Below are 16,794 nucleotides of genomic sequence, written 5' to 3' on the forward strand. Positions count from 1 at the left end.
GACGTCACCGGCCAACGGCCGTTTTGGTACTACCACCATGTTGTGTAATCCGAGGACGGCACTTGATCTTCACCGCGCCCCGGGTGAAGGAGTCGTCCGAGGCCTTGCTCGACCAAACATACGCTTCGCCGGTTCCAAGATGGCTCATCTTGTCGGATGTCAACTCGCCAAGGGCGGCATTTGCCTTTTGGATATGCTTCAGCCAGGCGGGCGAGTTGAACTTATGCATGATGATCTGTGATGACAACTCGATCAAAGAGACAGGGACCGATGGCGGGTCTTGAGAGGCGACCATGATGCTGGTCCCTTTATGTCGCATTTCACGGACGACCTCTACCAAGCCGGACACTAAGTCATCGTTTTCGATGTACTTATGGGCTTCATCGAAAACTACTAACTTGTTGAAGGCGCTTCCTTGGTAAGTTGCCTCTGAGAAAATCTGCAACATAACCACGAATAGACCGAGGGCCTCGTCCTTTTCGATATATTCATCGCGCAGATCCACTATGATCAAACGGCCTGGACGAATTAGATCCTGGAGACGCTGGTTATCATTGATGTACTCGCTAGCGAACAGAAGGCGCGTTTGCGCCAACTCTTTTAGGTGATCAGACAGGCCAGAGTTATCAATACCTGCTCTTAGGGCATCCAAGGTCAAGTTATCCCGTAGGCCTCTCATGATGAGATTAATTTGCCGCATATACATGCTCTGACTGCCAATCGCACCCATCAGGAATTTCCAGTGCGCAGCCTTGAGTTCGGAGGCAGAAAAAGCAATCGGCTTAACGTCGATATCCGGGTACTCGGCCCGACGATCGGCCACCTTGTTTGCCGGGGTAAGAATCAGTACGTCCTTCAGGGCTTCAGGGCTGGCCTTGTAACGCTCACGAAGAATGCTGATCTCTTCATCCACTGAGTTAGCATTGATCATCGAGGTAAACTCCGGCGCATAATCTTGCGTCGGGCTGTAATGGAAAATGACCGTGGCGAGCGGGCTGGGCAGCACATTGATGTGTTGGAGCGGCATAGACGCCATCTCAATGACCGTTCCAAGGGTGTAGCTCTTGCCGCCGCCTTGAACCCCGAAGAGACTGATTGTGTGCGTATGGTTGAGGTCCAGCGCGATTTTTCTACCGGAAACCTCCCCGAGCAATCCGTACTGGGGGGAGTCACCATTAACGCCCAGCATGATGTCATAGCAGACCTCGGCTTGAGACGCAGGCTCGGGTGTCGGATGCTCTGGCGCTTCAAGCTCGGGTTGAACAAGTTCTTCTGGTTCAACAGCAACGGCGACGGGTTGTTCGTCTTCTTTTTCTTCGCGAGCATCGGTGGACGGACGAGGTGCCCGCCCGACAGGTTCCGCTTGCTCTTCCTTTTTTTCGTAAGTAGGTGGAAGTTTTTCCCCTGCGGCAGTAGATATTGGCTGGGCGATTGGTGCCTGCGACTCTGCGCTCCAGACCTCATCAACGGTCCAGGAAGTTGACCGGATTCTCTTGGGCGCGATGAAAGAGGCTGTCTCGAGCTTTGGCACGTTCGGTATAAACTGCTCGCTTAGGAGGTGCACAGTTGATTCTTCATCCATCTCGATGGAAACTGGCTTGCGGCAGTTCTCCAGCAAGGCGTGAATGAGATCCTTGCCGATGCGGTGGAATTCAATGCCCACCTCGTTGTCCGGATCTTCGGTTCCGGTCTTGGCGAAGTCGAAGACCACGGCGCAGCGTCTGAACTGAAGTGAATAGCCCTGTTCGATGGATGCAAGTAGCCCATGCGCTTCCTGGGCGGCAGTAATGTCAAAGATTCCGTAACGCAGTGAGCGTTCCAGATAGAACCGAAGAATCTGAGCCAACTCTCGGCTCTTGAGCAACCTATCTGGCCGGTCCGGCTTTTTTAGGGCAGGATCAAAGTGGCGCTGGAGGATGCGCTCACTCTGATTGATTTGGGCGGAGATCCGCTCCTTCAGTTGGTTGAAAGCCGCAAAGTCGCCGACCTGCGAATAACACTTCACCTCAACCAGGTTGCAAGTAATCGTCCTGGTGTTCAAATCTAAGTCGAACAAACCCAAGTCGGTGCGTTGCAGGCTGACGGCATCGTTGACATCGTCTGACTCACCGCTTGAGCGGTAAAGGTTTGTGTGTGCATCCAACGGTACAATGACCTGATTACTCAATGCGCCCTGATATTCGAGATATAGCCGCGCTAAAGCCAGGCCAAGAGCTTCTGCCTGTTGCGTGCGTGCAGAAATCAGTTTCAGGGCAAGCTGGCCGGAAAGTGACCGCAGGTTTGCCAGAATCTGAACCGACTGCTCGCCGTCGGCGGACAAGCCATGCTCAAGCAGCACCGGTTTCAGCATGGCCTCCAGCTCATCGTTTGAACGCGACGAGATGATCAGGTTGTGTGTTGCCTGGGAGCTGGCTCCCGGCACATAGTCAATCAAATAGTCCGGTCTATTCTTCCGGCTGCCATGGTCGAAAAACTCAATCCCCATATTTCTGTCGATTGTGAATACCCAATCGCTGATCTGGTGAATTTCATAGATTAGTTCTCGTTGGGCCACATCGAGTCCAAGGGTCACAACGGGTACGGCTTTGAAACTGGCACCAGCAGCAGCAACCGCTGATGTCGCAAAAGAGAGGTGACGGCTCAGGGACGACAGCAAATCAAAGCATGCAGCGTGGCTACCCGCGCCGAGGGGGCGCCCGACAATCGGCCACCTATTCCAAAAGGTACCTGAATCATCATCAACAAATTCGGTGTCGAAGTCCTGTATCAGCCCATGCAGCGGCGCCACTCCCATCGGTTTCTCGGCAATGGAAAGCTCCTCGGCAGGGAAAAAATCCAGAAGAATGCTGATGTGCGCCGGGAACTCTTTGGAATGTGCATGGAATTCACTCATCGCGTGCTTGGCTAAGTTCAGCTTGGAGAACAGATGGCTGCCGGTTGAAGTCGCAAACGCGTCGGCGGCCTCGTTTACCGTAGTTCCGGGACTAACCATTAATTCAAGCGCTTCACCCAAAACAGGCGAGTCAGGGTCCGAGGCAAAGAGGCGAATGTTATAGCGCAAATCGGCATGCTCACGCTTCTGCTGGAGCGACAGCAGGGACTCCGCTATTACCGAACCGGCCCCGGGGTTGAAGATATTCAGAGACAGCTCTCGCACATATGGGTGCTGGGATAGATAACGCTCGATCTTGTCCGCAATGACCTTTCCGGAAATATCGGACCCCGCTGTAGACGGCTCGGCCAGGCCGAGAGCCGAACAGATCTCCGCCATTAGGCCACGGGAATTTTCCTCGGTTGTTGGGGCGTAGAGTGCCCAAAACGCATTCAAGTTGTCCACCGGAGTGAAGATGCGGCCATCATCGACTGGAATACCGACCGGATAGGCAGAGGGCACAAGGCCATCCAACAGTGCGGAACGGACGTGAGGAATGTGACCCTTCCCACCTGACTTGATCTTCTCAATCCACTCCTTGCCCAGGGTGACCCAGCTGCTTAGCCACAAAGCACGGAGCGGGTGGGTGGGTGAGACCAAAACAGCTTCCCTATGCCTTCCACGAAAGTCGGTCAAGATGACGTGTATGGAATCAACGGCTAGCACATTTTTGAGTGCTTGCAGGTGCTGCTGACGCGCGGCACCAGACGTCGTCTCGGCTTGGCGGATGAGGTTCCTAACCAAGTCGAGGTAGCTTTCAGCATATGCGAGGCATTCCTTTTCCGAGTCTCGGAACGAAAGCCCCTGCATGATCAGCTCAGCAGTGTTTTTTCGCACTGCTGCAAAAAACTCTTCGCGGGCGGCGAGAAATGAGGCCATCGCGGCAGAAGATGGCAGCGTGAGCCCGACCTCGGAAGGCGGCTCGGCGGTATCCAGATTGATCTGCATTCGCCAGCCTGATGGGTGCTTTGGCTCCGCCAGGATGCGCTGCTCAATGGTTTTTAGCATGCGCGAAAGCGGAATCTGAACAGCGCCTTCACGGCCAAATTTCGCAAGCAAAGTTTCCTGACGGGAGGCCTTCTTCGAGCGACCGCCCTCGGACCAGGCGACACCGCTGATGGCAATGTCATCCGGGTCGCGCTCATCCCCTAAAGCAGTCAGTTGCAACCGGAAACGTGCATGCTCCAGGCTCTGTTCAATAGGGACGCCGCGTTGCGGCGGTTCTTCCTCGATGTTGCCACCGGGCAGGACATAGAAGGGCTCGCTCTCGTATGAGCGTTTGCCACCGCGGTAGGTGGAATCCGATTCCATCGGAATCGGATCGCCATCGCCCGTCCAAGGCATTACACGGATGAAATGCCATCCTTCCTCGAATTCGATCCTATTGAGTTTGTCCAGGGCGGTTGTGCATTGCAGGCGGTTCGGCGTCCAGGCTCTGACCTTTTTGGATTTGCCTACCGGGCCGTCAATCTGCGAAATGATCTGAACCGTAAAATGATCAAGTCCGCTGACTTTGCCAGGGTGAGGGGTAACCTCGAACACCACATTCATTTTTCGGCGGTCGTTCGGGACCAGAACCTGTTGCCCGATGAGGCCAGAGAGTTGGTCGTTGATCTCATCCTGCTGAACGACTGGTAAGTCGGTTTCCAGCACTGTCAAAAGGACCTTGTCCAGGGAAAGCTCTTCCTGGAACGTCCATTTGTCGAAAGAAATGTTCCACCAGCTCTTATCAGTCGCGATGGGCGGCTCCCAGGATTCTGGCTCCTGAACATCATATTTCTCAAAGTAGGTCAACAGGCGTGATTCCAAGGCTTTGTCGCTGAGTCCCAGATCGGCGATGCGGCCACGAACCGACTTGTGCGAGGTCATTAGGCTGCGGACGCTGCCGATGTTACGACGAATCTTGCCATTGACCATCCCAAGATCGGCAAAGAGCTTGAAGTCCGGGATTAGCGTCAATTCATACAGGCCGGCTCCGAGGGTTTCTCCATCAATTCCGTTTTCGAGCGCGGTGAGTAAGTACCGCACGCGGGAAACATCGTCGGCAAAAATCCATTCCTCGTCGGTGAGGATGCCCAAAAGATCGCGAACATGGCTGACTAGCGTTGCCGGGAGCCGGTCAAGCAGTGAGTCTATAAGTTCCTCATAGATGCCGGTGAAAGCGAGCTCCTCGAAGGTCGCCACGCTAAAAGAGTCCTCGGCGCTGGTGCGGAGCGAGGTCGGTATGAAAACCAGCAAAGGCTGGCGCAGTTCGCCAATTGCGTCAGGATTGCGAAGCTCCACCAGTTTGGTGGAAGTGACTCGGAAGGGCTGGTCCTCCTGGTCATGACTGCCGAGGATAAAGATGTTTATTTCAGGCCGGGCTTGCCGCAGTCCCCTACAGACCGACTCCATCACATCGTCATCAAGATCGGTGACTCGAATGCAGTGGCCTGGGCCACGCTCGCCGAGGACCGCTTCGATACGAGGGCACAGCAGACCAGCGAGTGCCGCGTTCAATTTATCCTGGGAAAGCTTGGTGAACGCGTTACTCATACGTGCCTCCCGCTCCTATCAGTTCCGTCACTTCTCTCAATTGCATAGCGGGGCGATACCTTCTGGGTCACGTAGGCATCCGACAGGTCCTCATAGAACCCGATTTCACGCAGGCGGCGCTTGAATGCTTCAAGGTTGAGGCGCAGGGCGCGTCTGTCGAGGATGCTGCTGTTGGCCTGGGCTCCTTCCGGCAGTCGGTCAATGTGAAGGCCATAGCGGTTTCTCAAAAAGGTTAACAACTCCTCGATGCGAAGCTCGCGGGTCACGAAACGCCCGCTGTCCTGCGTGAGCACAGCCACCTGAAGCAGCACTTCGAGCAGCTTGCTTCCTAGCACAAATCGTCGAGGACTCCCCTTGGTTCGGGATTGGGCCAGCAGGCCGTTCTCTTTGTTCTTCAGCAGCAGAGAGTCCAGGCACTCAGTGATGTACTGGCGGTGATAATTGCCCCGATACGCCATCAGGATTTCGATGAAGGATTCGAACTCGCCCAGGCCCATGCCGGTAACGTCCCGGATCTCCGGATCGACGTCCTCGTTCCCGGAGGTAGATTCCTCGATCAGGCTTGCTAGACGGAATTTAAAGTAGGCTTGGCGCTCGGCGTCGTGCTCGGGCTTGAGCAGGGATACCAGATCGCCAACGGAGAACACGCCGCCCCCAGGGGTAGCCAGCTTGCCCATTTTTTTGCTCAGGTATTCCGCCATCTCATCGAGCTTCTTGACGACGAAATTAGCCTGAACAAAGGCCGGTATCTGACGATAAAGCCGGTCAGTGGACTTGCGGGCCAACTCGGCCATGTGCGGATTGTTGACGTCACCCATGTCCACGGCCAGTGCCACACGGTACGGACAGCCCTCCAGCGCATTGTCGCGGCCCGGGTTGATCGGGCATTCCTTTGTGGTGCAGAGATCGTTGCCGGAGCGCTGTTTCACCAGCTTGGGTAGCATCTGCAGCAGCTTAAGGTGGTAGAGCGCCAGATGGAATGCCATCAGGGTTTTGAGGTAATCCACCAACACCGAACGCGGAATATAGGGCTCATAGGCCAGTAGCCGCAGGATGTCATCGGCCATAATATCCGCCTGACCAATACACAGCGGCTGGGAGCGCGAGGGCTCCTTGGAGTCCTTCATGTCCTGGGTGACCTGATGATCCAGACGCAGGATGGCCTGCGTTTCCACGTCTACTGACACGTTGGGATCGTAGCGGTCTGTCACCAGGTCGATTCCCGGAAAGAAAAAGCGCTTTAAGGCATCCCGCGCTGCTTGGCCCTTGCCTTTGCGGGCATAGAAAAGCATCCAATATATCTGCTCGGCAGCGCCATAGTCACGGGAATGCTTTGCGTTGCGGAACTTATAAGTATTACCATGTAGCGGCCTCGGGGCAGCCACGGCCTGATTGGCTTTGCCTCGATTAACAACATCCATCAGATCGGTTTCGATCCAGCGGCGTACTACCTGTGGAAAGCGATCAAAGCCCGCAAACCATTCGGGATGCTCGAGGAAGTCCTCCATAAACTCTTCAACGGTCAGGTCGCCGCCACGAGGCGGGCGCCGGCTGGCATAACCATCATATTTCAGCCGGGGAAAAAGCATGGTCAGCACACGATCCATCTCAACGTGTTGCCAATGCAGATAACTCACTTTTTCAATACGAAACTCTTTGTCTCGAGCTTTAACACTCATGTTTCAGCACTCCTGCTTACCTTTCCCAGATGCAGGATGCCTTTGTCGTCGCGCCGGATCTGGAAGAATTCGAAGCCGCTTTCAGTGAGGAGCACCTCCTGATAAGGAGCGGCGGATAGAATGTTTTTGAACACGGCTAGGCTCAGGCAGAAACCTTCTAGCTCCTCGATGCTAGGCCGGTAGCCGTTGTTGAGCCGCATTAGCATTTCGTAGATGTCAAGGTTGATGCGCAAGCTGGCCTTGTGCCCGTCATTAGAGTCGTAAAGCAGCACCAGCGCTTGAGACAAGCACTCGAGGAAAGGATGAGCCGTCGTTTCCTGCTCGGTTCGGAGCGTGAACTGGTCGCCGCCAAAGAGGCGATAACTGCGGATGGTTCCCTTATCCACATAGCGAACTCGCAGCGCCAACTGGTCGCCTAGTCGTGTCGGATTGCTCAAGCCTTCGCCCCGGTTAATGGCTCGGAGAATGGCGGCAACCTCATCGGCACTTTTCGCACCCGGCTGCTCAATGGCATCTAGGAAGGGATCGATGCTTCCGTAAGGCAGCATTTCCTTCCAGCCGATATCACGCCGCTCGAAGAAATGGCGACGGCGCATGTGCGAGAGGTAATTCCGGTGCTTGGCGATCAATCGAGCACGGTTCTTTGACGAATAATCGCGAGGCAGATTGCGAAACAGCGTCTCCACGAGTTCATTGTCATATCCGGACCGCTCTGCGAACGAGAAGCGGCTCATGGTCTTGGTCTTAGGATTAAGGAAACCAAGCTCGCGGTCCAAATCAGGGTTGCTAACTTCGGCAACGTCGATCTCGCGCAGCAAGGCAATTAGCCGATCATTGGATCCCCCCGCCCCGCCAAGCCACGAGTTGAAATAGAAACCGTCGAGAATGCGGTTCTGGGTCTCTTCACCGCCGTTCTGATAGAGTTGGTGAATGCCGTCACAGTCCTGGGTGCCCACCAGCATGAATGCCAGCGCCGAACGCAGGTCGCGCATGGTGATATGCAGTCGCCCGCGGAGGTGGGTAATAGTGTAGAGCATCTTTAAGCGCTCAATCACCTTGGGTCCGGCAACCGGGTCTTGGAAGGTTCGGGCGTTATGGTTGGCAAAGCACTTGCCCTTGAGGTCACATTTCTCGCAGGCCTTCCAGTATTCCTGTTGTGTCATGCGGGCGATCAACCGTTCCAGGATCGAAGGCTGACCTTCCTCGGGTTCGGCGACCACCGAGCGTAGGTTGAGGTTAATGACCGCGATACCGCCCTCCGGAGCGGCCCCGGCCAAACCCTGCTGGATTTGCTTGGCGAGCAGCGGGAACTCCTCGTCATGCTCCAGGAAGAAATCGACCAGCCGCCCCTCGTTGATAGCGATCAGGCGGGTCTGATTCGCGGGCCAGCTTGAGGCGTCCTTGCCCGCGAAGGGAGTAAAGAACTTCTGCAGTACGGCATCGTTACGCTCGTCGCCTTCATCTTGGCTGCCGTCGTAGTTGCTCTGGTACGTATGCCCCTTGAGCTGGAACACAGCCCCATTTGCGCCGCGCTGCATATGTGCGCCTTTGCTCTCGGCAAAAGCCTCGAATTGCTGAATGAAGGCCGTCTTACCGTCACCGGCGTTACCACTGATGATCACGAGGCGGAACTCGCCCTTGAGTAGCGCAGGCTTGAGTTTTTCGTCCAGATAGGTTGGCACATAGGTGGCCTTACCAACTTCGTCGAGGCCACGGGTGCCCGCGTTGGACACCTGGCTCTGGCTGTAGAGGGTCAACAGGTGGGAGACAAAGGGATTGGTGTTGGGCTTAATCGGCTCGAAGCCCAGCTTGGACACCACCTTGGGTCCGGCACCGATCTCACCGGTGGTGCTACCTGCCCGCAGGCGCTTGACTTCGGCCATAACGTTCAAGAACTCATCAACTGAAGCGAAGCGATCCTTGCGCTCAGGCGCGATCATCTTCGCCAGCATATTGACCAGCGACGAGCTGAGGTCGGCGCAGCCTTTGAACTGCTTAGGGTCCTTGGGCTGCGTCTTGATCGGCGGCGTGGGGGCGTCGAAAGGATACTTGCCGGTCAGGCACTCATAGAAGGAGATGCCCAGGGCATAGAGGTCGCGGTCTATCCGAGCCGAAGCATCCGGCTCGGAGGAGTAGTCGTAATCCGGCGGCAGGTAGCGACGCGTGCCCCCGCCGCCTTGAACCTCGTCGTTCTCGGAGACGGCAACGTTGAAATCGATGATGCGGACACCCTTATCGGTCCACAGCAGGTTGGAGGGCTTGACGTCCTGATGGTAAACGCCGTGCTTATGAAGATGGGCCAGCCCATCGGCAGCCTCGCGCACGATGCGCACTGCATCATCCAGCGACAGCGCCTCGGCATCGATCAGATCGGAGACGTCCAGACCTTCCACATACTCAAAGACGATGTACGGCGTCTGTTTGGCATCGGCCATGCGGTCCGCCCAGATCACTTTCACCACATGCGGATGGTCGGGCAGATTGGTCAGGGTCTTGTACTCGCGGCGCAGCCGTTCGTACACGCTACGGCGGTCCTTAGTCACCAGCTTGATCACCCGCACCACATCGCCCAGAGAATCGAACACCTTGTAGGCCACGCCGAAGCCACCGCTGCCCAGCTTCTTTTGAATGCGGAAGCGATCCGCCAGGATGAAATCTTGCGGCAGTTCCATAAGATTATCTGGAAGCTGCGGTACAACTACGACCGGACTGCTCGCATCCGGGGTGGAATCGTTCTTAGCCTCGGGCAGAATTAAGTCATCCAAGGCCCTGCGGGCGATGGCCGCGCTGGTGTGCCGATCCTCGGGGTCGAACTCGCAGAACTTCTGCAGCCACTCGTCCATCCCCTTGGGCAGATCCGGCTTGTGCTCCGAGGGTTTCATCGGAAACTTGCCGTCGGCCTCCATCATCTGGTCGACGCCTTCAAAGGGCAGCTCGCCGGTCAGCAGCTCATAGAAGATCAGCCCGGCGGCGTAGAGGTCGGAGGCGATGCTGGCCTGGGTCGGGTCTTTGAAGCACTCCGGAGCCTGATAGGTGACTTCCAGATCATCTACCACCTGATCGGCGATGGTGAAGGTGCGGTTCTTGCCAACCCGGGCAAAATCGAAACCGGTCACGCGCGCCTGGCCGCCCTTGGTCACCAGAACGGCGTCCGGTGTGAGATTACGGTGGATCACCTCATGCCGGTGCGCATGGTCCAGGGCCGATAGCACGTCGCGCATCACCTGAAGCTTCTGGTCAAACGTCAGCGCCAAAGAGGCCTTGTTGATGTGCAGGCGCAGGGCCTGGCCGGGCAGGTCCTCGATTACTAGCACTACATTATGTTCGTCGTCGGAAATGAACAGATCCTTTACCGCCAGCACATTGGCGTGGGTCGGCATGTTTGCTACGGCGCGATAGGCGTTGCTGATCTTCTTGAATTCTTCCCTGCGAACGGCCTCGTCCTGGTACGGATCGGCCTGATAGACACGCAGACGGGCCATACCGCCGCTCTTGCCCAACAGGTTGTGCTTGGCGCGGTACTCGGTATAGCGGTCGGTGCCGCCGAGCTTCTCTTCCACCTGCCAGTCGCGGAACACCAGCGCCGCACTCTTGGGCTTGGCATTGCCGGTGATCGCCTTGGCGATCTGGGAGTGGAAGCGGCTGATGTTATCCAGCCGGTTTTCGGGGATGCGGCTCGCGTCGCGGAAGTATTTCAGGCAATGCTTAAAGTCGGTTACGTCTGGGCTGTCGATGCCGGCCTGATCAAAGACGGCAGCGTCATTGGCGGTGAGCAGCACGGTGGCATGCACATGAGCCTTGCGCAGCTCGATCAGGCCGGTGTTGCTCTCGCGGACGATCGTGGCCATGGTCTTAGCATGGCTGCGCAGTTTGGCCAGCGGCGAGAAGAAGGGCTGCCGCCCCTCGGGATACCATTTGGAACCATACACATCAATGTTGCCCCGTGTCCCTTTGACATCCACCAGATACACTGCGTGAGGCGCAAGGATGGCGATGTCGATTTCGAACACCTCATTACCCTGGCGCATCTCGAAGTTGTGGAAGATCAGCCAGCCATCGGGCAGATGATCCCGAAGAAAACCAATCGCCTGGCGTTCAGATTCGTTCACGGGTTGCCCGATGGGTATGACCTTTGCCATTAGTGCCCTCCCTCCTCAATAGTACGTTCGATGAGAGAGCGTGCTTCGTCTTCTAACTTAATGGCCTCATCGCGAGACTGATAAGCCTCCATGACCAAGTCATGACACTTCTTACGGACCGCCTGATCTGGATAAGGGATCGGTAAAGACGGCAGAACAGCATAGTGAAAATCTTGGAGTTTGCTTCCTGTCGAGGCAGAGCGAAGCATCCGGAATGCGGTTTCTGAACGCATAAATGCAAACAGTGCCCCGCGTTCGATAATAGTTTCATCTCCAATAACCCTCAGAAAATGCTGAGAGTACGCTCGCTCCAGCGTGGCTCCTGTAATAAACTCAGAACGACAAAACAGTTCACTTTCACCCAGTGTTCCTTGGGCAGCAACAAGGATAGTTCCATCCTGTACAAGCACTTCAGTTCCGACAGATTTCTTTGCAATCCAACGCCCTTCGGGCCTCAACCAGAATATCTGCTTTTGGCCTATCAACTGATATGCGTATTCAGGGTCTGCATCGATTCTTTTGAAACGCGGTCCGCTCTTTAGTGTGCCGTCGAGACATAATTCTGCTAAAGGCTTCCATTGCCCCTGCTTGATTCTCTCGCAAAGCCGATTAAACCGGGGGTTAAAGTTTAATGCGCGAAGAGACTGCACACCCGCTTTAGCTGTAAAACCAAGATCTGATCCCCAAGAATGCCAATCGCTTGGACTGATGTCCTTCAGACCAACAGAATCGAAATAGAGCTCTGTTGCCTGATTTAAGTTTGCCTGGTATTTGGTAAGCAGTGCAGCAGATTTCTCAACAAGGTCATGGGCCTTCTGCTCAATAGTATTTCCGAGCCGTGGAACCAAGAGGTCGGCAAAATGCTTTGGTTCAAGATGAGTAATTACCGAACCGTATTTCCCGGAAACAACAAATGGGACGCCGAATCTCGTGCAGAGATACGCATTCAGGTATCCCGAGAGTATTCGATTTGGATCCGCAACGATCTTCAGGATGTCTTGGTTGGACCAAACGTCATTCATGTCCGCACGTGCATAGATGGTCCTTCCTACCGTTCCAGAACACGTAATTAACGTCATCCCCTCATGAACCCGCAAGTAGTTGAGCTTTCTCGAGTGCGCGTCCTTCTTGCTCAAAAGAGGCAACCGACTCAAATCAGCCTGCATCATGAAAGTGGTTGTTAAAAACGGAACACCGTGGTGTGCATCATCAACATAATTCCGTTCAAACTGAGGACCGTTGTAAATCCCCCCATCATGACCTGCTGTCAAATCGGGAAGTACATCAGTTTTGTGTTTTTTTAGGAGTTCGCGAATCTCGACCGCGCCGGACATATAAGGGCCGCAGTCGAGCCGCCGACCAGTGCTTTCCAGCCAGGTACTTGGAATCGCTTTTACTTGGAACTTTCTACTCATAGCGTCACCTCGCCGGTCGCACGGAATTCTTTATATTTCTCTGCCACCAGCGGCAGTTCGTCATCAATACGCGGCGCACGTTTTGTGACACGCCGTACCTCAATCTGACCGCCATTACGTACTCGCTCAATGACGTTCTCTTCAAAGATCAGCACTTCACCATCAGGCGCACGCTGAAACAGTTTTCCACGAGTATCTTCTCCGGCCCGACCCACCACAGCCATGAAGACTTTATATTCCGGGTGGTCGGTATTGATTAGCTCCTCTTGGCTGCGACGACGCAGCACTAGCAAGCTGGGCAAGGCGGGGGCCAGGCCATACTCCTTCACGGTGACTTTGAACGGCTCCACCGGCAGGTCAACCGAGGCCATGACCTCGAAGTGACGCAGAATCCACCAGCGCACGTATTCATCGCCGGGATTGCCCAGCAAGCCATCAGGCAACAGGATTCCCACTCGGCCGGTTCCGGGCTTCACCCATTGTAGGGCGCGTTCAATAAACAGCACCTCGGGAGGGACACCGCCGGTGTTCAATTCGCCAGTGTTGCGGAATCCGCCTTCATCGTCGCGCTCCCAAATATTGCCCAGGTCATAATGCTGCAGGATGGAGGTGTCGCTTACCGTATCTTGGGTCGAGAACCAGGGGTTGAGCAAAACTATGTCCATGCTGCCCAGCGGCATGGCAGGACGGGCGGCTTCAATGCCATCCAAATCTCCATCCGGGAAGGTGCGGGCATCAATGCGAAATACGCGGCCGGGGTTGCCAGTGGTGAACAGCAGGTTCATGCGGCTGGCCACTGCCAGAAACGGATCGATGTCGCAGCCCAGGGCATTGCTGGCCGCCCAGGCGGCGGTTTCGTTTTGCGCCTGGCGAATCTGTTCTTTGGTGGCCTCATCAGGCGTGGCCCCCATAGCGGCGAGCTTCTTTTTGAAGATGTGCACGGCGGTCATGGCCAGGAAAGTGCCTGTACCGCTAGAGCAGTCCATAATGCGTTCGCCGGGTTGCGGGTCGAACATATTCACCGCTAGTTCGGCCACGTTAAGCGGCGTGGGGTAGCGGCCCTCGCGGCCGTCCATCACGCTGCGGGCGACCGCACGGAAGGCCCCGGTACGGTAACGAGGCTGGGTTTCGCTCAGGGAGTAGCGGGCTAGTTCCATGACCAAGCGGGCAATCTCATTTGGTTCCAGCGTCAAATCCCAGCCGCGTGTCAGTAGGTTTGGTTGCCAGGCCTTGGCAGCGGCAATGGATGCAATGATGCGCCGTGCAATAGCCTGTTGGCCTGCCTCGGTGAAAGGTTCGTCGCCCCTGATCCAGAACTTGCGCTCGCCGGTCGGTAGCGTCTCGTCGTGGATCTTGGCCAGCATCAGCACTGCCAACTGTTTGAACGAATCCTTGTGGTCGAGCCCCAGGTTGCGGTTCAGATACTGACGGCAGCGCATCAGGGCGTCTTCCAGATCCTCCGCCTCGGCGCTGATCTGAATGACACCGCCGGTGCGGTCGAGATCGGCAGTGCGTTCGCCTGGAACCGGCCAGACACCCAGGGGCTCGGGCCGGACCTCGAAGCGGGTGCGTTGGACCTGGAACAGGAATTCTTCCTGGCCGTTAGTCCACATGCCCAGAGTCGCGCCAGGAATTAGCTCCAGCAGCTCCGTGAGCTCACGTAGGTCGGCGTCCGCCTCGGTAATGGAGCGGAGCTTGTCGCGCTTCTTCTGGTTCTTGCAGACGATGATCCGCTGTAGGTTGTCATTGTTGTGCTCCGCATTGGGACGGAATACCGCGATATCGATGCGCTTGCGCCCCTGGCCGGAGAGCTGGGGGTTATAGTTCACCTCCAGGTCGTTCCGATCAAACCCATAGCTTTCGATGAGCTGGCGCAGAACCTTCTGCACTAGCAGCTTCTTGGCCGAGGCGCTTTCCTTGTTGCCGGTCAGGATGTCGATAAAAAAATTATCCGGTCCGTTCTCTTCGGCAGCATCCTGCTGGGCTTTAATGATGTCGTCGTCCTGGTCGCGCATTATGCCGCCACCTTTACCCCGTTTTGTTTTTGGCCGCGGTCAGTGCCTGAATTCTCACTGGTGAGTGGCAGGTCATTGCATTCCTTTAGAAACTCTCGATATTTCCGGGCGATTAGTGGCAGATCGTTGTCTTCGATCTTTTCCTGCCGCGTAAGTGTTCTCTCGACCCAGCCACTCTTGCGATGGAATCGCTCGGTGAACTGCCTGGGTTCGAGGATCTCTTCGCCGTCCGGCGTACGCTTGTAGAGCTTGTTGCCACGACGGTCGAACCCAACCTTGTCGGCTACCGCCATGAAGATAGGATATTCCTCCACTCCACCTAGAGCCTCGGCGCGTTTTTCCTCTTCACTCTTGCGGCGTAAGAACAGAAGGCTGGTAAGGATGTTGACATTTGCCTCGGCGATAAAAGCTTCCACAGGAAGATCGACGGAGGCAAGTACCTGCGATTCACGCATAATCCACCAGCGGATGTATTCCGCCGCTGGATTGCCGAGAACGCCATCGGGCAGGACGATACCCATGCGGCCGGTGCCCGGTTTGAGCCACTTGATACAACGCTCGATAAACAGAATTTCGGGAGCAACGCTGCCTTTAAGTACGCCATTATTGCGAAAGCCGCCTTCGCCATCGGACTCCCAGTTATGGGCCAGCTCGTACTGCTCCAGAATATGTTTGTCGGTAATTGGAATGTCCGAGCCGAACGGAGGATTGGCGGCGATAATATCCACCGACCCTAGCGGAATCTCCTTCTTGGCGCTCGTCAAATCGGCCAGATGTCCTAAGGGAAATTCCAGCGAGTTGATATTGTAAATATGCCCTCGGCCATCGCCCGCCAGTACCATGTTCATCTGGGCGGCACGGATCAGGAATGGATCGAAGTCGGCCCCGAAGACGTTGGCAGCCGCATACTCTTTCAGCCGTTCATAAATATTTAGAAACTCGTTTGTGCTTTCGCTTCCAACTTTAGTGTTTTGCTCATCTCGGAATTTTTTCAGCATGTAGCCTAATGTGGCGACCAGGAATCCGCCCGTTCCACAACTTGGGTCCAGCAGTTTCTCGTTTTCTTTGGGGTCAAGCATCTCAACAACCAGCTTCACTACGCCTCGCGGAGTGAAATACTGACCACGATCGCCGCGAAGATTGACTCCCACCAGCTCCTGGTATGCCACACCTTTGGCATCGACATCGGTACGTGTGAAGTCATACTTGGCCAGTTCGGAAACGATAAAGGCCAGTGCACGGTCGGAGAGGGCAATTTCTTCGTTGCCGCGGAAGATATTTTTGAATTGCTCCTTAACCTCGACGAAGAGCTCCTCGATCCGCCTGCGAATGGCTTTTCGACCCTCGGCTTCGAACTGCTCTTTGGGGCCTGCCCAGAAGCGGCGCTGCCAGGCCTGACGCTGCTTGGTCCGCAGGTTCTCGTCGTGCATTTTGCAGAAAATGAGGTAAAGGAACTGCCAAAAGGCGGCGTCCTTAGGCATCCCTTCGTTGCCATGAATGAAATTATGGCAGCGGCGGAAGGTGATCTTTAGCATCTCATTGTCGGCGACGCGGGTATGAGCATCAGACATAACCTCCTTGGTGCCAACCGACTCTTCAGCCATCGGCCAGTCGCCGATTGGGATGCACTTGGTTTCGAAGCGCTTTTGTTCTTTCTCGACAAAGAAGAACTCTAGGCCGTTGGTCCACAAGCCGTACTGGACAGCCTCGACCTCGTGCATGATAGTTTCAATTTCTTCAAGATCTTTGGCGGCCTGTTCAAAATCACGGATACGTACAGTGTTCTTGCCGATGTTAGGCTCTTGTCGGCAGAGAACGGCTCGGCCCAGGTTTTCAATGGAGTGGGCCTTGTCATGGTGGAAGATCGCGATATCCACCTTCTTGCGCCCGCCAATGGAGAAATCCATTTCCATGTCTTCGGGCGAAAACCCATATTCGTGAATAAGGGCACGAACCACCCGCTGGCGGACCAGCTCTTTAGGTGTTTCCTTGACTTGCCTTCCGGTTACATAGTCGAGCGTATACCCGGCTGGGATAGTGCCCTCTGGATGCTCCTGGTTTTTTTCCCGGCTCATGGAA

6 protein-coding genes are annotated in these 16,794 nt (G+C 55.5%); all 6 read right to left on the minus strand.

What is annotated here, in order from left to right; translation table 11 throughout:
• Positions 1 to 4: 4 nt before the first annotated feature.
• From mads8 to mads2 (LQ564_RS00195), 6 genes are read right to left on the minus strand one after another with little or no spacing between them, the layout of a single operon-like run.
• Positions 5 to 5,467, minus strand: coding sequence for a methylation-associated defense system ATP-binding protein MAD8 (gene mads8, locus LQ564_RS00170; protein ID WP_231056073.1), 5,463 nt, complete (start codon positions 5,465 to 5,467; stop codon positions 5 to 7).
• On the minus strand, positions 5,464 to 7,146 hold the full coding sequence (gene mads7, locus LQ564_RS00175; protein ID WP_231056074.1) for a methylation-associated defense system protein MAD7: 1,683 nt from the start codon (positions 7,144 to 7,146) through the stop codon (positions 5,464 to 5,466). Before mads7 ends, mads8 begins: the two co-directional genes overlap by 4 nt.
• On the minus strand, positions 7,143 to 11,285 hold the full coding sequence (mads6, locus tag LQ564_RS00180; RefSeq protein ID WP_269143381.1) for a methylation-associated defense system protein kinase MAD6: 4,143 nt from the start codon (positions 11,283 to 11,285) through the stop codon (positions 7,143 to 7,145). The genes mads7 and mads6 overlap by 4 nt, the downstream gene beginning before the upstream one ends.
• A complete protein-coding gene (gene mads5, locus LQ564_RS00185) occupies positions 11,285 to 12,700 on the minus strand; it encodes a methylation-associated defense system restriction endonuclease subunit S MAD5 (protein WP_231056076.1) in 1,416 nt (471 codons plus the stop codon). Before mads5 ends, mads6 begins: the two co-directional genes overlap by 1 nt.
• A complete protein-coding gene (mads2, locus tag LQ564_RS00190) occupies positions 12,697 to 14,715 on the minus strand; it encodes a methylation-associated defense system DNA methyltransferase MAD2 (RefSeq protein WP_231056077.1) in 2,019 nt (672 codons plus the stop codon). Before mads2 (LQ564_RS00190) ends, mads5 begins: the two co-directional genes overlap by 4 nt.
• The gene (gene mads2, locus LQ564_RS00195) at positions 14,715 to 16,790 is read right to left on the minus strand and encodes a methylation-associated defense system DNA methyltransferase MAD2 (protein ID WP_231056078.1); all 2,076 of its coding nucleotides are present in this window, start codon (positions 16,788 to 16,790) and stop codon (positions 14,715 to 14,717) included. The genes mads2 (LQ564_RS00190) and mads2 (LQ564_RS00195) overlap by 1 nt, the downstream gene beginning before the upstream one ends.
• Between the last annotated feature and the right edge of the window lie 4 nt (positions 16,791 to 16,794).

The sequence above is a fragment of the Massilia phyllostachyos genome, assembly GCF_021044825.1.
Lineage (GTDB): Bacteria > Pseudomonadota > Gammaproteobacteria > Burkholderiales > Burkholderiaceae_D > Telluria > Telluria phyllostachyos.

Coding starts and splice junctions, on each gene's coding strand:
- mads7 (WP_231056074.1), bottom strand. CDS start 7,146: ATGAGTGTTAAAGCTCGAGACAAAGAGTTTCGTATTGAAAAAGTGAGT.
- mads6 (WP_269143381.1), bottom strand. CDS start 11,285: ATGGCAAAGGTCATACCCATCGGGCAACCCGTGAACGAATCTGAACGC.
- mads2 (WP_231056078.1), bottom strand. CDS start 16,790: ATGAGCCGGGAAAAAAACCAGGAGCATCCAGAGGGCACTATCCCAGCC.
- mads2 (WP_231056077.1), bottom strand. CDS start 14,715: ATGCGCGACCAGGACGACGACATCATTAAAGCCCAGCAGGATGCTGCC.
- mads8 (WP_231056073.1), bottom strand. CDS start 5,467: ATGAGTAACGCGTTCACCAAGCTTTCCCAGGATAAATTGAACGCGGCA.
- mads5 (WP_231056076.1), bottom strand. CDS start 12,700: ATGAGTAGAAAGTTCCAAGTAAAAGCGATTCCAAGTACCTGGCTGGAA.